Source organism: Mesorhizobium sp. M0410 (assembly GCF_040321435.1).
In the GTDB taxonomy this organism is placed as follows: Bacteria; Pseudomonadota; Alphaproteobacteria; order Rhizobiales; family Rhizobiaceae; genus Mesorhizobium.
The window spans coordinates 227752-248002 of sequence record NZ_JAMYRN010000002.1 but is presented as its reverse complement, the minus strand read 5'-3'; the positions used below and the strand labels follow the sequence as shown (position 1 = coordinate 248002).

15 protein-coding genes are annotated in these 20251 nt (G+C 62.5%); 14 read left to right on the top strand and 1 reads right to left on the bottom strand.

What is annotated here, in order from left to right:
* The first annotated feature begins 84 nt into the window (after positions 1-84).
* The 7 genes from NKI63_RS03255 to nadE all read left to right on the top strand — a co-directional run bounded on the left by NKI63_RS03255 (position 85) and on the right by nadE (position 10449).
* Positions 85-813 (top strand): DsbA family protein, encoded by a 729-nt coding sequence (locus NKI63_RS03255; RefSeq protein ID WP_352820489.1) that lies wholly within the window; start codon positions 85-87, stop codon positions 811-813.
* Between the two features lie 117 nt (positions 814-930).
* A complete protein-coding gene (smc, locus tag NKI63_RS03250; RefSeq protein WP_352820487.1) occupies positions 931-4389 on the top strand; it encodes a chromosome segregation protein SMC in 3459 nt (1152 codons plus the stop codon).
* A gap of 109 nt (positions 4390-4498) precedes the next feature.
* A complete protein-coding gene (locus tag NKI63_RS03245) occupies positions 4499-5470 on the top strand; it encodes an NAD-dependent epimerase/dehydratase family protein (RefSeq protein ID WP_352701592.1) in 972 nt (323 codons plus the stop codon).
* 184 nt (positions 5471-5654) lie between these two features.
* Positions 5655-7592 carry an asparagine synthase (glutamine-hydrolyzing) gene (gene asnB, locus NKI63_RS03240; RefSeq protein ID WP_352820558.1) on the top strand — a complete coding sequence of 646 codons (1938 nt, stop codon included), beginning with the start codon at positions 5655-5657 and terminating at the stop codon, positions 7590-7592.
* A 19-nt stretch (positions 7593-7611) separates the two neighbouring features.
* The gene (locus tag NKI63_RS03235; RefSeq protein ID WP_254818658.1) at positions 7612-7875 is read left to right on the top strand and encodes an acyl carrier protein; all 264 of its coding nucleotides are present in this window, start codon (positions 7612-7614) and stop codon (positions 7873-7875) included.
* A 22-nt stretch (positions 7876-7897) separates the two neighbouring features.
* Complete coding sequence (locus NKI63_RS03230; RefSeq protein ID WP_352820485.1) at positions 7898-9445, top strand: class I adenylate-forming enzyme family protein; 1548 nt, start codon at positions 7898-7900, stop codon at positions 9443-9445.
* The gene (gene nadE, locus NKI63_RS03225) at positions 9442-10449 is read left to right on the top strand and encodes an NAD(+) synthase (RefSeq protein ID WP_352505198.1); all 1008 of its coding nucleotides are present in this window, start codon (positions 9442-9444) and stop codon (positions 10447-10449) included. The genes NKI63_RS03230 and nadE overlap by 4 nt, the downstream gene beginning before the upstream one ends.
* Before the next feature lie 47 nt (positions 10450-10496).
* On the opposite strand, the gene NKI63_RS03220 is transcribed toward nadE, so the two are convergent.
* Entirely contained in the window at positions 10497-11612 is a 1116-nt protein-coding gene (locus tag NKI63_RS03220; protein WP_352505197.1) for a hypothetical protein, read from the bottom strand.
* A gap of 516 nt (positions 11613-12128) precedes the next feature.
* Between NKI63_RS03220 and NKI63_RS03215 the strand changes: the two genes are divergently transcribed.
* From NKI63_RS03215 to NKI63_RS03185, 7 genes are read left to right on the top strand one after another with little or no spacing between them, the layout of a single operon-like run.
* Positions 12129-13256, top strand: coding sequence for a transporter substrate-binding protein (locus tag NKI63_RS03215; protein ID WP_352505196.1), 1128 nt, complete (start codon positions 12129-12131; stop codon positions 13254-13256).
* Entirely contained in the window at positions 13253-13855 is a 603-nt protein-coding gene (locus NKI63_RS03210; protein WP_352476692.1) for an ANTAR domain-containing response regulator, read from the top strand. Before NKI63_RS03215 ends, NKI63_RS03210 begins: the two co-directional genes overlap by 4 nt.
* Positions 13856-13874: 19 nt before the next feature.
* Positions 13875-14741, top strand: a complete 867-nt coding sequence (locus NKI63_RS03205) for an ABC transporter permease (protein ID WP_352820557.1) — start codon at positions 13875-13877, stop codon at positions 14739-14741.
* Positions 14738-15658, top strand: a complete 921-nt coding sequence (locus tag NKI63_RS03200) for an ABC transporter permease (RefSeq protein ID WP_352505195.1) — start codon at positions 14738-14740, stop codon at positions 15656-15658. The genes NKI63_RS03205 and NKI63_RS03200 overlap by 4 nt, the downstream gene beginning before the upstream one ends.
* 32 nt (positions 15659-15690) lie before the next feature.
* The gene (locus tag NKI63_RS03195) at positions 15691-17334 is read left to right on the top strand and encodes an ABC transporter substrate-binding protein (protein ID WP_352737044.1); all 1644 of its coding nucleotides are present in this window, start codon (positions 15691-15693) and stop codon (positions 17332-17334) included.
* Complete coding sequence (locus NKI63_RS03190; RefSeq protein WP_352820481.1) at positions 17324-18268, top strand: acetamidase/formamidase family protein; 945 nt, start codon at positions 17324-17326, stop codon at positions 18266-18268. The genes NKI63_RS03195 and NKI63_RS03190 overlap by 11 nt, the downstream gene beginning before the upstream one ends.
* Positions 18265-20061 (top strand): ABC transporter ATP-binding protein, encoded by a 1797-nt coding sequence (locus NKI63_RS03185; RefSeq protein ID WP_352737043.1) that lies wholly within the window; start codon positions 18265-18267, stop codon positions 20059-20061. Before NKI63_RS03190 ends, NKI63_RS03185 begins: the two co-directional genes overlap by 4 nt.
* Positions 20062-20251: the final 190 nt, after the last annotated feature.

The following is a 20251-nucleotide window of genomic DNA, read 5'->3' as shown; positions in this document are numbered from 1 at the left end:
GGCCGGTAATGCCTTAATTCGCGCCAACTCTCGCTTTTTGTAGCCTTTGCATTGCAAAATCCAACTATTGCCCAGGTGATTCGTATGCTTCGTTCGTTTTCCCGCAGACACCTTTTGACTTCGCTGGCCGCAATACCAGCGGCGGCCCTGCTTGCCGCCTGCAGCGACTCGGGCGAGAAAGCCGAGGCGCAGGATGTGAAACCTGCGGCTCCGGCGGAACCTGCCAAGCCGGCTGCTCCGGCCGCCGCCAAAGCGCCTGAAGCTCAGGGCACGGTGGATATGGCAGCCTTGTTGAAGCCCGGCGCGCTGCCCGACATGCAGCTCGGCAAGGACGATGCAAAGGTCACCATCGTCGAATATGCGTCGATGACCTGCCCGCATTGCGCGCATTTCGCCGAGACCACTTTTCCGGAGCTGAAGACGAAATATATCGACACCGGCAAAGCCCGTTACATCCTGCGCGAGTTTCCGTTCGATCCCAGCGCCGAGGCCGGTTTCATGCTGGCGCGCTGCTCCAAGGACAACTATTTCCCGATGGTCGACGTTCTGTTCAGGCAGCAGGCCAACTGGGTTGGTGTGAACAATACCAAGGACGCACTGCTGCAAATCGCCAAGCTTGCCGGTTTTACACAGGAGTCCTTCGAGGCCTGCTTGACGGACCAGAAACTTCTAGACGATGTGAGATCCGTCCAGAAGCGCGGCGCCGACGAATTCAAGGTCGATTCCACACCGACCTTTTTTATCAACGGAAAGACCTACAAAGGGGCGATGTCGATTGCGGAAATGTCGGCCATCATCGACCCTCTGCTCTGACGTTTCGGCAGCGCCGAAGCGGCGTCGCTTCGGCGTGCGCACTTCTTTGTTTTGCCGCGGGTTCTCCTTGCAAAACCCCGGAACAGTGTTGCGAAACTTGGCTATGGGCCGGCGCGAATGAAGTTCTCGCGCCTTCGCCTGCTCGGCTTCAAATCCTTCGTAGAACCCGGCGAGTTCGTCATCGAACGCGGCCTGACCGGCATCGTCGGGCCGAATGGCTGCGGCAAGTCGAACCTGGTCGAGGCGCTGCGCTGGGTTATGGGCGAAAGCTCCTACAAGAACATGCGTGCGTCCGGCATGGACGACGTCATCTTTTCTGGTTCCGGAACACGACCGGCCCGCAACACCGCTGAAGTCACGCTTTTTCTCGACAACAGCGACCGTAGCGCGCCCTCGGCCTTCAATGATGCAGACGAGTTGCAGGTTTCGCGCCGCATCGAACGCGAGGCGGGTTCGCTCTACCGCATCAACGGCAAGGAAGCCCGCGCCAAGGATGTGCAGCTGCTCTTCGCCGACCAGTCGACCGGCGCGCGTTCGCCGTCGATGGTCGGGCAGGGCCGCATCGGCGAGCTGATCCAGGCAAAGCCGCAGGCGCGGCGCGCGCTGCTGGAAGAGGCAGCCGGAATTTCCGGCCTGCACACACGGCGCCACGAAGCCGAGCTGCGGCTGAAGGCGGCGGAACAGAACCTCGAAAGGCTGGACGACGTCGTCGGCGAGCTGGAAAGCCAGATCGAAAGCCTGAAACGCCAGGCCCGCCAAGCCTCGCGCTTCAAGAACCTGTCGGCCGACATCCGCAAGGCCGAAGCGACGCTGCTGCATCTTCGCTGGACGCTGGCCAAGACGCAGGAAGGCGAAGCGCGTTCGGCGCTGGCGATTGCCACCGCGCTGGTCGGCGACCGTGCCGCCGCCCAGATGGCTGCCGCCAGGGAACAAGGCATCAACGCCCACCGGCTGCCGGACCTGCGCGATGCCGAAGCCGCTGCCGCCGCAGCCTTCCAGCGTCTGTCGATCGCCAAGGCGCAGATCGAGGATGAGGCAGGCCGCATCCGCGCCCGCCAGGCAGAGCTCGACCGCCGACTGCAACAGCTTGATGGCGACCTTGCCCGCGAGGAGCGCATGGTCCGCGACAATGCCGATATCCTCGAACGTCTCGCCGCCGAAGAAGCCGTGCTCAACGTCGAAAACGCCGGCGCCGCCGAGCGCGAGGCCAGCACCCGCGCGGCTGTCGAGCAGGCGGCATCGACGCTTGCCTCGAGCGAGGCCAAGCTCGCCGCGCTGACCGACGAACGGGCCGAGGCCGCCGCCTCGCGCAACCAGATCGAACGGACGCTGCGCGACGCCGCTGAGCGCCGCGACCGCTTTGCCCGCCAGCTCGCCGATGTCGACCGCGAATTGTCGGAGATTGTCTCCAGGGTCGCCGGCCTGCCCGATCCCGCCGAGAAGCGGCTGCTGGTCGAACAGGCGCTGGCACTGCTCGAAGGGGCCGAGGCAGCAGCGATTGCAGCCGAACGGGCGGTCGCCGAGGCGCGTGCGGGCGAAGGTGCTGCCCGCCCACCAGTTCAGGACGCAAAAGCCGAGCTGGCGCGGATCGAAACCGAGGCCCGCACGCTTGCCAAGATCCTCAATGCTGCGAGCGGCGACTTGTTTCCCTCGGTACTGGAGCAGATCAGCGTCGAGCGCGGCTACGAGACGGCGCTGGGTGCCGCACTTGGCGAAGATCTCGACGTGCCGCTCGACCGCAGCGCGCCGGTGCATTGGGGCCAGAGCGAAATCCAGCCCGGCGACGCCGCGTTGCCCGAAGGCATAAAGAGCCTCGCCAGCGTGGTGCGCGCGCCGGCGCAGCTGGCCCGCCGGCTGGCCCAGATCGGCATTGTCGAAGCCGCCGACGGAAGAAGGCTGCAGACGCTGCTTGCTCCCGGGCAGCGATTGGTCAGCCGCGAAGGCGCGCTGTGGCGCTGGGACGGCTTTACCGCCAGCGCCGATGCGCCGACCGCTGCCGCGCAGCGGCTGGCGCAGAAAAACCGGCTGGCCGAACTCGACGCCGAAGCCGTCCATGCCACCCGCATCCTGCGCGACGCCGAACAGGCTCTTGCCCGGGCCGAACAGGTGCTTGCCCAGGCGAGCGAAGCCGAACGCTCCGCTCGACAGGCCGGGCGCGACGCCCAGCACGGGCTGGACGCCGCTCGCAATGCGCTGGCCGAGGCCGAAAAGGCCGGCGGCGAACTGTCGAGCCGGCGTGCAGCACTTGACGAGGCGCGCGCCCGCATTGTCGACAGCCATGAGGAAACGGCGACAGCATTCGTCGAGGCGGAAATGCTGCTGCAGGACGCGCCCGATCTCGGCGATCTGCAGTCGCAACTCGACCAGTCGGCCGCCAACGTCGCCCGCGACCGCGCCGCCCTTGCCGATGCGCGCGCCGTTCACGAGGGCCTGAAGCGGGAAGCCGAGGCACGTGCGCGCCGGCTCGACGCCATCGGCGCGGAACGGCGCAACTGGGTGGAGCGCGCCGAAAACGCGTCGACGCAGATCACAGCGCTCGGCGAACGCAAGGCCGAGGCCGAGGCCGAGCGCGAGCGGCTGGCCGACGCCCCCGACGAGATCGACGCCAAGCGGCGCGCCTTGCTGTCGCAGCTCGCCGAGGCCGAAAGCCTGCGCAAGGCTGCCGGCGACCGCTTGCAGGAAGCGGAGAACCGGCAGTCCGAGCTGGACAAGGCTGCGACCGCTGCCATCCAATCGCTCGCCGAAGCGCGCGAAACGCGTGTTCGCGCCGAAGAGCGGCTGACCGCCGCCGACGAGCGTCGGCTGGAAGTCGAAGCGCGCATCCAGGAAACGCTGAACACGCCGCCGCATCTGGTGATCCGCCACACCGGCCTCGAACCCGACAGCCCGATGCCCGAAATGGCCGAGATCGAGCGTCAGCTCGACCGGCTGAAGGTCGAGCGCGAACGGCTGGGCGCCGTCAATTTGCGCGCCGAGGAAGAGCAGAAGGAACTGTCGGACCGGCTGGAGACCATCGTCTCCGAGCGCGACGACATCATCGAGGCGATCCGTAAGCTGCGGCAGGCGATCCACAGCCTGAACCGTGAAGGCCGCGAGCGGCTGCTCGCTGCCTTCGAGGTGGTCAACGGCCATTTTCAACGGCTGTTTTCGCATCTGTTCGGCGGCGGCACCGCCGAGCTGCAACTGATCGAGTCCGACGATCCGCTCGAAGCCGGGCTCGAGATCCTGGCGCGACCGCCCGGCAAGAAGCCGCAGACGATGACGTTGCTGTCCGGCGGCGAGCAGGCGTTGACGGCGATGTCGCTGATCTTCGCCGTGTTCCTGACCAACCCGGCGCCGATCTGCGTGCTCGACGAAGTCGACGCGCCGCTCGACGACCACAATGTCGAACGCTTCTGCAATCTGATGGACCAAATGGCCGCAACCACCGAAACGCGCTTCGTCATCATCACACACAACCCGATCACGATGGCGCGCATGGACCGGCTGTTCGGGGTAACCATGGCCGAGCAAGGCGTCAGCCAACTGGTGTCGGTTGACCTGCAGGCGGCCGAAGCCATGCGCGAGGCAAGCTGACGCATCAGCTTAGTGGTGGTCTCCACCTCGGCTTTCGACTATAGCACGACGAAATGGGCTGGATCTGCCGCTCCAGATACCCGTCAGGCTGTGCACGTGGAGAAGCTTGTTGCCTATACTTGTCACCGGAGCCGCGGGGTTCATTGGCAGTCACGTTTGCCATCATCTGCTCGACCGGGGAGAAGCGGTCGTCGGCGTCGACAACATGAACGACTATTACGACCTGGCGCTCAAAAAGGGGCGGCTTGCCCGCCTTCTGCCCCGCAAGGATTTTTCGTTCCACCAGCTCGATATTGCCGAACAGGGCGCGCTTGCGGCTGCTCTGGCCGGGCAAGGCATCGTCAGGATCGTGCATCTCGCCGCGCAGGCCGGTGTGCGCCACTCACTCGACAATCCGCGGCTCTATGTCCGCTCCAATGTCATGGGCCACCTCGAAGTGCTCGAATTCTGTCGCGCCGAACCGGCATTCGAGCATCTGGTCTATGCCTCGTCGAGCTCGGTGTATGGCGGCAACCGCAGCGTGCCGTTCAGCGAAGCCGATCAGGTCGACAAGCCCGTTTCGCTCTACGCCGCCACCAAGAAAACCGATGAGTTGATGAGCCACACCTACGCTCATCTGTTCGGCATACCGCAGACCGGCCTGCGGTTTTTCACGGTCTATGGTCCCTGGGGCCGCCCCGACATGGCCTATTGGATGTTCACCCGGGCGATGCTCGAGGGCAAACCGATCCGGGTTTTCAACAATGGCGAAATGTGGCGCGATTTCACCTACATAGACGATGTAGTCAAGGCGGTCGTCGCCGTGCTCGACAAGCCGCCGTCAGCTGACGTTCCGCCGAACAGGCTTTACAATGTCGGCAACAACCGGCCGGTGCGCCTCGGCGACTTCATCGACATTCTGGAAAGGCTGCTCGAGGTCAAGGCAATCCGCCACAACGAGCCGATGCAGGCGAGCGACGTCGAGAAGACTTACGCCGACATGACCGCGCTGGAGCGGGATTTCGGCTTCAGGCCTAGCGTTTCGATAGAGGACGGGCTGAAGAAGTTTGTCGACTGGTACCGGCCGTACTCGAAGCAGTGATTTGCACCACTCGCCGTGATGCCTTCAAGCGGGACACCTGCAGTGGGCACAAGTCGGTCCGCAAAAGCATCATTTTGTCCTAACATCCTGTTAACCACATGCTCGCTGAAAGGTATCCGATTAACCTTTGAGGCGCTTATGACCGCTATGTTTCGTGGCTTGCTGTTCAATATGAGCTGTGTGGATGTGCGGATTCGGGGGCTATTTCGGTTCAGTCCGGGATGCGGAAGCTTTGCTTGCGCGCATGACGTCCGCGATCGCCCATCGCGGACCGGATGAACAAGGCAAATTCGTAGCGCCCGAGGCTGGACTTGGGCATGCGCGGCTGTCGGTGATCGGGATTGGTGATGGCCAGCAGCCGATGTCCGACGAAACCGGCAGTTTGACGATTGCGTTCAACGGCGAGATTTTCAATTACGTGGAATTGCGCGAAGGGCTGTTGGCCAAAGGCCGACGCTTCCGCACGTCGAGCGACACCGAGGTTCTCCTGCAGCTGTATGATGAGATGGGCGAAGACTGCCTGCCGCTCCTGAACGGTGATTTCGCCTTCGCGATTTGGGATAACCGGCGGCGGCGGATGGTGCTTGCAAGAGACCGCATGGGTGTTAGGCCGCTGTTCTACACCAGCAAGGACGGCGTGCTCTACTTTGCGTCCGAGATAAAAGCCCTGCTGAAGGTACCCGGCATCTCTGCCGAAATCGATCCGATTGCACTCGACCAGATCTTTACGCTGTGGGCGCCGATCGCTCCACGCACGGCTTTCCGCGATATCCACGAGCTGGAGCCGGCAAGCGTGATGATCGCGACAGAGGGGCAAGTGACGGTCAAACCATACTGGCATCTGGACTATCCTCATCGAGATACGCCATCGAAGATCACCAATGAGGACAACGCTGCCGAAGAACTGCAGGCCCTGTTGACTGACGCGGTGAGGCTTCGCATGCGCGCCGACGTGCCGGTCGGTTCTTACCTTTCGGGCGGGCTCGATTCATCCCTCGTTTCGGCACTCGCGGCCGGTATGACTCCTCTTAAGCTGCAGACATTTTCCGTAACGTTCGACAGCGCCGAGCATGACGAAAGCGCCTTCCAGACCGAAATGGCGTCAGCACTTGGCACGCGCCATCGAACCATAGCCTGTCGTGCCGGTGATATCGCCGGCGTGTTTCCCGAAGTCATCCGCTTTACCGAGCGGCCGATCATCCGCACCGCCCCGGCCCCCCTCTATCAACTGTCCGGCCTCGTTCGCCAGGCCGGTTTGAAAGTGGTGCTGACAGGCGAAGGCGCCGACGAAGTCTTTGCCGGCTATGATGTCTTCAAGGAAGCGCGGGTTCGCCGTTTCTGCGGACGACAGCCGGCATCGCGCATAAGACCACAGCTGTTCCGGAAGCTTTATCCCTATCTGCCAGGTCTGCAGCAGCAGTCCGTAGAGTACCTGGCCGCGTTCTTCGGCACCGGCAGCGCAGCCCTGGACGATCCGCTGTTCTCGCATCGGCCGCGTTTCAAGACCACATCAGCGGCCAAGATGTTTTTCTCCGGTGACCTGCGTGCGACATTGAAGGGCTACGACGCAGCCGAGGAACTGGCCGGCCGGTTGCCTGAGGCGTTTTCCCGGTGGCATCCGCTGCATCAAGCGCAATATCTCGAAACCCGCTTTCTCCTGCCGGGCTACATCCTCTCCAGCCAGGGCGATCGCATGGCCATGGCGCACGGTATCGAAGGGCGTTTCCCCTTCCTTGACCATCGCTTGGTGGAGTTTGCGGCAAGACTCCCGCAGGAGATGAAGCTCAAGGGACTGGTGGAAAAACACATACTGCGCAAAGTTGCCAAGCACCTGCTTCCGACGGCCATCAGCGAGCGCACCAAACAGCCTTACCGGGCGCCGGAAGCCCGCTCCTTCGTTGGACCCGGAGAACTGGACTACGTACGCGACTCGCTGAGCGAGGCGAGCATCGCCGCCGGAGGACTATTCAACGCCAAGGCGGTGGCGAACCTGCACGAGAAATGCCGCTTGCAGCCCGCGTCCGGATTCCGCGACAATGCGGCTTTCGTCGGCATTTTGTCGACGCAGCTGTGGCAGAAGATTTTCACCGGCGAAAAGGTCGGTGCAGCACGAGCGGCCTGAGAAATCGAGGGAATGAAAAATCATGGTAGCAATCAAAGACAAGGTCAAAACCTTTATCGTCGACAACTTCTTGTTCGGCGACACGTCCTACGAGCTTGCGGACTCCGCATCACTGATCGAGAACGGCATCATCGATTCGACGGCCGTGTTGGAGCTCGTGGCATTCATAGAGGATGATTTCGGCATAGCGATGGTCGATGCCGACATCGTACCGGCCAATCTGGATTCGATTGACCGCATCTCAGCCTTCATCAAGGCAAAAGCAGAAGCGCTGGCAGCGTAGGCGCCATCGGCGAGGAGCGTCCGTGCGGATCGAACATTTTCTGACGGCGAAAGCCGCTGCCCATCCAGCCAAAACGGCATTGATCACCGAGCACAAAAGGCTGTGCTACGAAGAGCTGGACGATCTCTCGAGCCGCCTGGCCGCCGCCCTTTTCATGAATGGCGTCAGGCGCGACGACCGGGTGCTGATCTTCATGGACAATTGCTGGGAGGCTGCGGTTTCGATTTTCGCGGTTCTTAAAGCAGGCGCGACTTTCAGTCCGATCAACGCATCCACCAAGGCCGAAAAGCTGGCCTACATCATCACCGATTGCGATGCGGCCGGGATTCTCACGCAAGCAAGACTGATGCCCGTGGTCACCGAGGCGTCCGAATACTCCGGCAAGACCGGTATCTTCGTGGCTTCCACCGTTGCTGCCGATAACCAATGCCCGGCAGGAGCCACATCCCTGGCGGATTGCTTGACGTTTCAAGCCGGGGAGATTGACCATCGCGGCATTGACGTCGATCTTGCGATGTTGATCTACACCTCGGGCTCGACCGGCCGGCCCAAGGGTGTGATGATGACGCACCGCAATTGCGACGCGGCGGCCGACTCCATCACCACCTATCTGCGCAACTCGCCCGACGACATCATCTTGAATGTTCTGCCGCTCGCCTTCGACTACGGCCTCTATCAGTTGCTGATGGCCGTCAGGCTCGGCGCCACGCTCGTGCTCGAGAAGTCCTTCGCTTTTCCCCAGGCGGTCTTTGAACGCATCCGCCAGGAACGAGTGACCGGGCTTCCGCTCGTGCCCACGATGGCAGCGATGATCCTGCAGATGCGTGACCTGGCGCCGGGCTTCCTGCCCAGCCTTCGCTATATTTCCAACACGGCGGCTGCCTTGCCGCCCTCTCACATAGAACGCCTTCGCTTCCTTTTCCCCGGTGTCAGGCTCTATTCGATGTATGGCCTGACGGAATGCAAGCGCTGCACCTATCTGCCGCCCGAGGAGGTCGACCGCCGGCCGGGCTCGGTCGGAATAGCCATTCCGAACACCGAAGCCTTTGTCGTCGACGACCACGGGCAACGGGTGCCGCCGGGCGTAGCAGGCGAGCTGATCGTTCGCGGGCCGCACGTCATGCAGGGTTATTGGCGAAACGAAGCTGCGACGGCACGAGCCCTGCGCCCGGGTCCGAACCCTTGGGAGAAGGTTCTCTACACCGGCGATCTGTTCAGGGCCGATGAGGAAGGCTTTCTTTATTTCGTCGGCCGCAAGGACGACATCATAAAGTCGCGGGGGGAGAAGGTGGCGCCCAAGGAAGTGGAAGCCGTGCTTCACGCTCATCCGGGCATCGCGGAAGCGGTGGTTGTCGGTGTCCCGGATCCCGTGCTCGGGCATGCGATCGGCGCAGTTATCGTACGGTCCGACCCGGCGCTTAGCGAAAAGGATATAATCCGTCACTGTGCACGCCACCTTGAGGACTTCATGGTCCCCAAGGTCATCGAGTTCCGCCGGGAACTGCCGAAGACCGATACCGGCAAGGTCAGCCGTCGGCTTGCGGCAGAAACCATGGAGGCCGCGCAATGAATGTTCGCCCGACCGAGGATGCGCGGACCTTTCTGGCGCAGGCTCTGGCAATCGACCTGATCACCGAAACGGACCGTATCGTAACGGCCTTGCGCCAGCAGTTGCGCGGGCTTCGCAAGCGGGGCCTTGTGCTCGGTCTTTCGGGCGGGATCGATTCGAGCGTGTCGGTCGCGTTGGCGGCACGAGCCGTCGGGCCCAAGAATGTGCTTTGCCTGTTCATGCCGGAAAGCGATTCCGATCCTGAAAGCCTGCGGCTCGGCCGCCTCGTCGCCGAAACTTTCGGTGTCGAGGCTGTGACGGAGGATATCGGGCCGATCCTGCGCGCAATGGGCTGCTACAAGCGTCGCGACGCCTTCATCCGCGAAGTGGTCCCGGAATACGGCGAAGGCTGGGCCTCGAAGATCGTCATCGCGAACGCGCTCGAGGGCGGGGGTTACAACATCTCATCCCTGGTGGTGCAGGATCCGGACGGCAAGCAGACGAAACTGAGAATGCCGCTGCCTGTGTATCTCGGCGTCGTCGCCGCTACCAATATGAAACAACGCACCCGCAAGCAGATTGAATACTACCACGCCGACCGCCTGAATTTCGCCGTTCTTGGAACACCGAACCGGCTGGAATACGATCAGGGTTTCTTCGTGAAGAACGGTGACGGCGCCGCGGACGTCAAGCCGATCGCCCATCTCTATAAAACGCAGGTCTATGCGCTTGCGGCCCATCTCGGTGTTCCGGAGGAAATCCTTAACCGGCCTCCGACCACCGATACCTACTCGCTGGCGCAGACCCAGGAGGAGTTTTACTTCTCGCTTCCTTATGACCGCATGGATCTGTGCCTTTACGGTCTCAACAACGGCGTGGCGGCTGAGGTAGTGGGGCAGGCGGCGGGGTTGGCCGCCACACAAGTGGAAAGCGTCTGGGCCGATATCATCGCCAAACGCAGGGCGACGCGTTATCTGCACCAGCGTCCGCAACTCGTTGATGTCGTCGAGGAAATCGGCACCTGACAAACAGGTAGAGCGGTGTGCACGGTTCGATTTGCATGCATCCCGCTCTAGCTGAAACGGGTGCCGATCAGCCGGCTCCATTGCTCGCCCGCAAGCCCGTTCAGGAAAACTTGCGAGTTCTTCATGGCGTCCAACAGCTCTGGATCACGTGAATGCACCACCGTTGAAGCAACGGTCAGGAAAGCGATCCGTCGTCCAAGCATCGCCTCTAGAAGTGCAGGTTGAACACGTCCGCGCAGGCCGCTGACGCCGCGCGCGGCGGCATGATCGATCAGGCAGTCTATCACGGAGCCCGCCTGGCCGGGCAGGGCGAGGATCTGCAGCACGCGGCCAATTTCATACTTCCGTGCGTAATAGGCGAAAGCGCCGACATTGGTGCCGACTGGCGACGTCACGCAAACGTAGACAAGCTCGCCCAGATCCGGCTTTTGTGCGGCATCGGTCAGGATGTGGTTGAGTTGGTCTTCCGTCCATTCCGGGCGTAGCGCGAAACGCGCGATAAACGGCTCGATTAGCTTGGCAAATGTGTGGCTGTCGATTTCGGACATGCGAAATCCCCCGTGACCTGCCCCGTCCGCCGCCACACCCGACCAGCGTCGTTCGCTGGACGTCATCCTCCTGCAATAGAATCGGTCGACGGCACGCGCCAACGGATTGAGCACTCGGGCAAGCTCCATGCGATTGGCGGAAAGGCTGAGCATGAAGGTCGCTGGCCGCATCACACGCACCCAGTCGAGGCTGTATTGCGGCAGGACCACGCCGCGCAGCCGGGTCCACAATTTCACCGAGATATCGTTGGCCGTCTCGCTGAAGGAGATGTCCTGCGGACCATCCAGGTAAGCTTTCAGCAAGCGGGCGCCGGCCAGCGGGTCGTGCTCATGGTCCTCGACCATGAGCGAGCTACAGATGGCGGCGCGTACTTGACGGCCGTTGAACGTCATCGGCAACACATGAACACCGACAAACCCGGAGACACGACCGGCGTCGTTGACGTGGACAAGCGACCGGAGGCTATCTCCGCAACCGGGCGCATCCAGATAAAACCGTTTCATGTATTCCACGAGAGAGGCCGGCGCTTCGGTCCTTTCCTTCAGCAGCACGCGTTGAAACATGTTCGCGACTGCTGGGAGATCGGCGCCTTGCAAGGCGCGAATGACGCTCAAGCCCGGCTCCCGCCACCAAAGTTCCACCCACCGAGCTTCCGGGCCAAGGCGACACGAGGCACGAGAACATCGGGCGCGCGTTCCAATTCGGCGCCCATGAAGCCGTGGAACCTCGGCCAGTTGCGATCGCCCGGGTGACCGAACGGAATGCTGAATTGCTGCGGCAAGGTGAACCCTTTGCTTGACCGACGAAAAACCGGCGTCATTGCTGCTAGCAGATTCAGGTAAACCGATATTAAAGTCGTTGCTTTGAATGGTAGCGAACCTGGTTGTCCGGGCTCATACCTGGGCATCAGCAATTTTGGTTCCTGGCGGACTCCATACGACCGGCGTGAGTTGCGTGCTCCACGTCGAACCGTTGCGGCTAGCCAAAGTTTCGTGCGGCGGCTCTTGACTGGGAGCGCGGGCGGAATACGGTGAGGACAAATACCGGCTCTGGCCGCCGGGCGGCAAGAATGCCTCGTATGCCTCGCCTTGCGGCGGTGGCTGCGGGGCATTGTCATTTTGAGGCTTTGCTTGAAACGGCATATCGAGATCGGCATTCTCTATTCGCGGTCCGGCAACTACCGGCTGGTGTCCGACTCCTGCCGCGCGGGCGCGGTGAACGCCATCGCGGACGTCAATGCCGATCCCGCTGTCCCCTTCGAATTCGTCCCGGTTGAGCGCGACCCGCAGGGCAACATCGATCGGTATGCAAGCGGCTGCGCGGACATTCTCGCCAACAGTGGCGCGCGTCACATCATTGGCTGCGTCACCTCGTGGAGCCGCAAGGAGGTCATTCCAATCCTGGAAAGGGCAGGCGGCACGCTGTGGTACGCCTGCCCGTACGAAGGCTTCGAAGCCAACGAGCACGTCGTCTATACGCACGCCTGCCCCAATCAGCATCTCGTACCGCTGCTTGCCTATGTCGTGCCTCGTTTCGGCGCCGACGGCTTCCTGCTCGGTTCCAACTACATCTGGGGTTGGGAGACCAACCGTGTGGCGCGCGACCTGATTGCGGACGCCGGCGGCAAGGTGCTGGGCGAACGCTATCTGCCACTCGGCGAGGTCGACGTTGCGCGGCTGATCGCGGAGGTACAGGCGACGAGACCTGATTTCATTCTGAACAATCTCATCGGCCCTTCGTCCTATGCCTTTATCGCCGCCTATGCCGAGCTTGGCCGGCGCGACCCGCATTTCAGGCCGGAGCGTTGCCCGATCCTGTCCTGCAATCTCACGGAATGCGAATTGCCGGCGCTCAACGGGGCAGGCGATGGCCATCTTTCGGTTGGGCCCTATTTTCACGACATCTCAGGCGCGGATCGCGGAGCGGCTTCAGTGTCTTCCGTTATGCCTGCCTCATCCTTCGAGGCGGCGGCTTATGCCTCGGTGCGTACGCTCGCAGAGATACTCACCCGCAACCCCGGTGCACAATGGATGGACCTTCCCAAGGTCTTTGCCGGAACATCATTTCGAACGCCGCTGGGCGACATCGCCATCGACCCGCAAACCCAGCATGCTACGTTGCCGGTGCAGATCGGACGTATCGATGGAACATCGTTCAAAACGGTCACGCTGACGAAGGGCGTGGCACCCGATCCCTACCTTTCCCGCTATGACCGGACGGAGACGTTCGGGCGGCCACGCCTGCGGGTGGTGTCGTGAGCAAGATGGCGCGTATCCCGAACCTTGGAGGTGCCAGGGCTTTTGTCCTGCATCGTCCACATCCGACCGTGCAGGCGATCACAAGGCAATTGTCGGCCATCGGCCTTGAGGCGATTGGCTTCTGGCCGGAACTGCCGGCCGAAGCCTTGGCGGCGGACTTCGTCTTCTTCGACGTCGACCTCGGCTTTGACGAGCAATTTCCGTGGAAGCCGGGCGAGGCCCCGATGCCGCTGATAGCGCTGATCGGCTCCGAGGCGCCGGGGCGTGTCGAATGGGCACTGTCGCACAAGGCCGATGCCCAATTGCTGAAACCGGTCGGCAATGCCGGCGTCTATAGCGCGCTTTTGATCGCAAGGCAGAGTTTCGAGGCGCGCAAGCTTCTGGCCGGCGAGATCGCCTCGCTTCGTCAGCGGGTCGCGGAGCGCCAGACCATCGTACGCGCGGTGGAGGCCTTGTCGAAGGGCGCCGAGGACGGCCGTGCCTATGCGCAGCTCCGCTCGCTGGCGATGAGCTGGCAAATCAGCGTCGAGGAAGCCGCGCGCAGGATCGTGGCGATGACACAAGAAGAAGGCGACGATGACCAATCCGATCGCGCCTGAGCTTTCAGCTGCCGGGCGTATGCCAGCCAAGCCTCGCGCCGGCGTTTGGCGACGTCTGCTAAAACGGCCTCTCGCTTTGCTCGGCCTCGGGATTATTGCCCTTGTCTTGGCCGGCGCCATTCTTGCACCGTGGCTGACAGGCTACGATCCGAACGAGCAGATGTTCGACGGGCTCACGCTTGAAGGCGCGCCACTGCCGCCGGGAGCCCAGTTCTGGCTAGGCACCGACCTGCTTGGCCGCGACCTGCTGACGCGTCTCCTATTCGGCGCGCGCACGTCGCTGATCATCGGCATCGTCGCCAATGGCGTGGCGCTTCTGATCGGCACGCTGGTCGGCATCACCGCCGGCTATTTCCGCGGCTGGATCGGCAGCGCGCTTATGCGCTTCACCGATTTGATGATGGCTTTCCCGGCGCTGCTGCTCGCCATCTGCCTGGCGGCGGTGCTCCAGCCGAGCCTGTGGATCGTCGCCATGGTGATCGCATTGGTGAACTGGGTGCAGACCGCCCGCGTCATCTATACCGAGACAAGTTCGCTCTCCGAGCGCGAGTTCATCGATGCCGAGCGCACCATCGGCGCAAGCGCTCCACGTATCCTGTTTCGCCATATCCTGCCCCACCTTTTGCCGACAATCATCGTCTGGGGCACGCTCGGCATCTCGACGACGGTACTTCTGGAAGCGACGCTCAGCTATCTCGGCATCGGCGTGCAACCGCCGACTGCTTCCTGGGGCAACATGATCTTCGAAAATCAAACCTATTTTCAGGCAGCGCCCTGGCTTGTTTTCTTTCCGGGTGCGGCGATCCTGGCGCTGGCGCTAGCCTTTAACCTGGTCGGCGACGCGCTGCGCGACATCCTCGATCCGACGCAAAGGGGGCGGGCATGATCGCCTATCTCGGCCGCCGCGTTGTCCAGTCGGTTCTCATCTTGCTCGGCGTCTCCCTGATCACCTTTGCGCTGCTCTATCTGCTGCCCGCCGATCCTGTCCGCCAGATCGCCGGCCGCAGCGCAACGCCCGAGACGGTCGAGAGCATCCGCCGGCAGCTCGGTCTCGACCAGCCCTTTGTCGTCCAGTACTGGCACTACCTGACCAGCCTTCTCAGCGGTGATCTGGGGCGCTCCTACATTCAGCGTTCGGAGGTCACGGAGCTTATCGTCTCGCGGCTGCCGGCAAGCCTGCTGCTGATGGTCGGCGCCATTGCTTGCGAAGTCATGATCGGGCTGACGATGGGCCTCATCGCCGCCATCAAGCGTGGCACCGCCACCGACCAGTCGCTGATGGTCGCCTCCTTCGTCGGCGTCTCGGCACCGCAGTTCGTCGTCGGCCTGCTGCTGCTTTATGTATTCGCGGTGCAGCTCGGCTGGTTCCCGATCGGCGGTTACGGCACCTGGCGTCATCTGGTGCTGCCGTCGCTGACCATGGGAATTCTTGGCGCCGGCTGGTACGCCCGCATGATGCGCTCGTCGATGATCGACGTGCTGCGCCAGGATTACGTGCGTACCGCGCGTGCCAAGGGTCTTGCACGCAGCGCCATTATCTTCCGGCACGCGCTGCCCAACGCCATCCTGCCGGTCATCGCCATGATCGGCATCGACATCGGCATCTTCATGGGCGGCATCGTGGCTGTCGAAAGCGTGTTCGGCTGGCCAGGCATCGGCCAGCTAGCCTGGCAGGCCATTCAGCGCATCGACATTCCGATCATCATGGGGGTCACCCTGGTTTCGGCCTTTGCCATCGTGCTCGGCAATCTCCTGGCCGACACTGTCGCACCGTTCATCGACCCACGCATCAAGCTCAGATGAAAACCAAGAACACCAGAGAAAGGGAACATGACATGAGAAGATATCTGATATCCACCGTGGCAGCATCGGCGCTTGCGCTGGTGCTTGGCATGACGAGCGTACGCGCCGAAGACATTGTCGATCCGAATGCCAAGCAGGGCGGCGCGATCACCATCACCTACAAGGACGACGTCGCCACGCTCGATCCGGCCATCGGCTATGACTGGCAGAACTGGTCGATGATCAAGAGCCTGTTCGACGGGCTGATGGACTACGAGCCGGGCACCACCAACCTGCGGCCCGACCTTGCCGAGAGCTACGAGATTGCGCCTGATGGCAAGACCTTCACCTTCAAGCTGCGCCATGGAGTGAAATTCCACAACGGCCGCGAGATGACCGCCGACGACGTGAAATATTCGCTCGACCGGGTCACCAATCCAAAAACACAGAGCCCGGGTGCCGGCTTCTTCGGCTCGATCAAAGGCTATGACGATGTCGCTGCCGGCAAGGCGGAAAGCCTGGCCGGCATAACCGTCGTCGATCCCTACACGATCAAGTTCGAGCTGACCCGGCCCGACGCCACCTTCCTGCATGTCATGGCGATCAACTTCTCGCACGTCGTGCCGAAGGAAGAGGTCGAAAAATACGGCGCGGATTTCGGCAAGCATCCGGTCGGAACCGGCGCTTTCAAGCTCGCCGAATGGACGCTCGGCCAGCGCGTGGTCTTCGAGCGCAACCCGGATTACTGGCACAAAGGTCTGCCGCATCTCGACAAGATCACCTTTGAGATCGGCCAGGAGCCGATCGTGGCGCTGCTGCGGCTGCAGAAAGGCGAGATCGACGTTCCCGGCGACGGCATTCCCCCGGCGAAATTCCAGGAGGTGATGGCCGATCCCGAGCAGAAGGCCCGTGTCGTCGAGGGCGGCCAGTTGCACACCGGCTATATCACCATGAATACCACCATGGCGCCCTTCGACAATGTGAAGGTACGGCAGGCGGTCAACATGGCGATCAACAAGGACCGCATCGTCCAGCTGATCAACAACCGTGCGGTGCCGGCCAATCAGCCGTTGCCGCCGTCGATGCCTGGCTACGACAAGGAATTCAAGGGCTATCCCTATGACGTGAGCAAGGCCAAGGCTTTGCTTGCCGAGGCCGGGCATCCCGACGGATTTGACACGCAGTTGTTTGCCATGAACACCGATCCCAACCCGCGCATCGCGCAGGCCATTCAGCAGGATCTGGCGGCGGTCGGCATCAAGGCCAGTATCCAGTCGCTAGCGCAGGCCAACGTCATCGCCGCCGGCGGCGACAAGGCCGGTGCGCCGATGATCTGGTCCGGCGGCATGGCCTGGATCGCCGACTTCCCCGATCCGTCGAACTTCTACGGCCCGATCCTCGGCTGCGCTGGTGCCGTCCCGGGCGGCTGGAACTGGTCGTGGTATTGCAACAAGGACCTCGACGCCAAGGCAGCCGAAGCCGACTCCATCGTTGACCCGGCCAAGGCTGGCGAGCGCGCCAAGATGTGGAGTGAGATCTACGGCAAGATCATGGAAGACGCGCCTTGGGCACCGGTGTTCAACGAGCAGCGTTTCACCATGAAATCAGCCCGCATGGGTGGCGCCGACAACCTCTATGTCGACCCGGTCCACATCCCGATCAACTACGACAATGTGTATGTGACCGATGTGCAATAACTGCGACTACACCATCCACGGGCGCCACCATCATTTCGGCTGGGACAATTCCTTTGTCCCGGCCGAACGAGTGGCGCCAGGGTCGAGGATCGAGTTCCAGTGCCTGGACTCGTCCGGCGGGCAGCTGACGATGGAGAGCACCGTCGACGACGTTGCTGTGCTCGATTTTGCCAAGGTGAACCCGGTCACTGGGCCGATCTATGTCGACGGGGCGGAGCCGGGCGACGCCCTGAAAATCACTATCGAGGCGTTCAAGCCGTCCGGCTTCGGGTGGACGGCAAATATCCCGGGATTCGGTCTGTTGGCGGATGACTTCACTCAACCGGCACTGAATATCTGGAAGTACGACGCCGCCTCGCTCGAACCGGCGCTGTTCGGCAGGAGCGGCCGGGTGCCGCTGAAGCCCTTCGCCGGCACCATCGGCAATGCCCCGGCTGAGCCGGGTCTGCATTCGGTGGTCCCGCCGCGGCGCGTGGGCGGCAATCTGGACATACGCGATCTCGCTGCCGGCACGGTGCTCTACCTGCCCGTAGAGGTCGCGGGAGCGTTGTTCTCGGTCGGCGACACGCACGCCGCGCAAGGCGACGGCGAGGTCTGCGGCACGGCAATCGAGAGCCCCATGAATGCCGTGCTGACGCTCGATCTGGTCAAGGATGCCCGGCTGCGGACGCCGCGTTTCACAACGCCCGGTCCGGTGTCGCGGCATCTCGACGCCAAGGGCTATGAGGTGACAACCGGTATCGGGCCGGATCTGATGGACGGCGCCAGGAGCGCCGTCTCCCAGATGATCGACCTGCTCTCCGGCCGCTACGGCATGGATCCGGTAGATGCCTACATGCTCGTCTCGGTTTGCGGTGACCTGCGCATCAGCGAGATCGTCGACATGCCCAACTGGGTGGTTTCGTTCTACTTCCCCCGCTGCGTCTTTGAATGAACGTGGAGGACATCAAACGATCCGGGCAGGCCGCCGCGGAGAGTGGCTCCATTAGGCCGGTACTCAGCGTCTCAGGTCTGAGCGTCGCCGTGCGTGGCGAGGAGGGCGAGCGCGACGTCGTTTCCGACCTGACATTCGGCCTGATGCGCGGCGAAACGCTTTGCATCGCCGGCGAGTCCGGTTCCGGCAAGTCGATGACGGCGCTGGCCATCATGGGCTTGCTGCCGCAGCCGGCCGCACGCATCAGATCAGGCTCCATCCGGCTCGGCGATCAGGATCTCGCGGCTCTCAGCGAGAGCGGCATGCGCCGCATCCGCGGCAACCGTATTGCAATGATCTTTCAGGAACCGATGACATCGCTCAATCCGGTTCTTTCCATCGGCCGTCAGCTTACGGAGGCGATCGAGGCACACACCTCGCTGTCGCGCTCCGACTCGCGGTTGAGGGCGCTCGAGGCGCTGAAGGCAGTCCGAATTCCGGATGCCGAACGGCGGCTCGAGCACTATCCGCACGAACTCTCAGGCGGCATGCGTCAGCGCGTGATGATTGCCATGGCTCTGGCCCTGAACCCGGATGTGCTGATCGCCGATGAGCCGACGACCGCCCTCGACGTCACGGTTCAGGGCGAGGTGCTGGAGCTGCTGCGCGACCTGCAGCGCGAGCACGGCACCAGTGTTATCCTGATCACGCACGACATGGGGGTCGTCGCCGAGATGGCGGACCGCGTCATTGTCATGCGCGACGGCCGGATGGTCGAGCAGGGCAGGGCGGCTGACATCTTCAATCGCCCGCAGGCCGACTATACGCGCGAGCTTCTGGCCGCCGTGCCGCGTATCGGCGGCGGACGGATGGCCGAAGACCGACAAGATGCCGCCAACATGCCGGCCGAGCTTGTACATGTCGGCGATCTTCACGTCCGCTTCGACCTGCGTGGCGGCTTCTTCGGCCGCGTTGACCGCAGGGTGCACGCGGTCGAAGGCGTCAGTTTCTCGATCGCGCCGCACGAAACCCTGTCGCTGGTCGGCGAATCGGGCTGCGGCAAGTCGACGACGGCCAAGGCGATCGCCGGGCTGGTGCCCTACATCGGCAGCATTTCAATCGGCGGCCAGGACTTGTCGGCACTCAGCCGAAAGGAGCGCAAGGCTGTCCGCCGCAATGTGCAGATGATCTTTCAGGATCCCTTCGCGTCCCTCGACCCGCGTATGCGAGTAGGCGATCTCGTCGCCGAGCCTCTGCTGATCCACGGCCTTGGCGACAGAGAGCAACGGCGTGCCCAGATCGCCGCCCTATTCGAACGCGTCGGCCTCTCCGCTGACCAGATGGAGCGCTATCCCCACGAATTCTCCGGCGGGCAGCGCCAGCGAATCTGTATTGCAAGGGCGCTGGCGCTGCGACCGAAGCTGATCATTGCCGACGAGAGCGTCTCTGCTCTCGACGTGTCGGTGCAAGCGCGCGTGTTAAGATTGCTGAAGGAACTGCAGCGCGAATTTGGCGTCGCATATCTCTTCATCTCGCACGACATGGCGGTGGTAGAAAACATCTCGGATCGCGTGGCGGTAATGTATCTGGGGCAGATCGTCGAGATGGGCACCCGCGACCAGATCTTCTCCAACCCGTGCCATCCTTACACAAAGCGGCTGATCGAAGCCGTTCCGGTTCCCGATCCAGGCCGCCGGCGCGCCCGGTTCGCCCGCTTGGACAGCGAAATTCCAAGCGCTGTGCGGCGCATCGGTGACGAGCCCCGGAAGCTCAAGCTTGAAGATGTTGGCGACGGCCACCTCGTCGCCACTTGAGCGAGCTTAGGCTACCTCGTCCAGCCAATCCGCAGAGGCTCGGGGACAGCAGCCTATGTGATGCTCAGACGCGGGAAATGATCGGCGATGGCGTTGCCGCGGCAGCGCCAGTCGGCGATGCCGATCGCCAGTTTACATCTGACATGTTAGTGTGCTAACACTACGTGCACATTGATTTCAACGGAGTTCG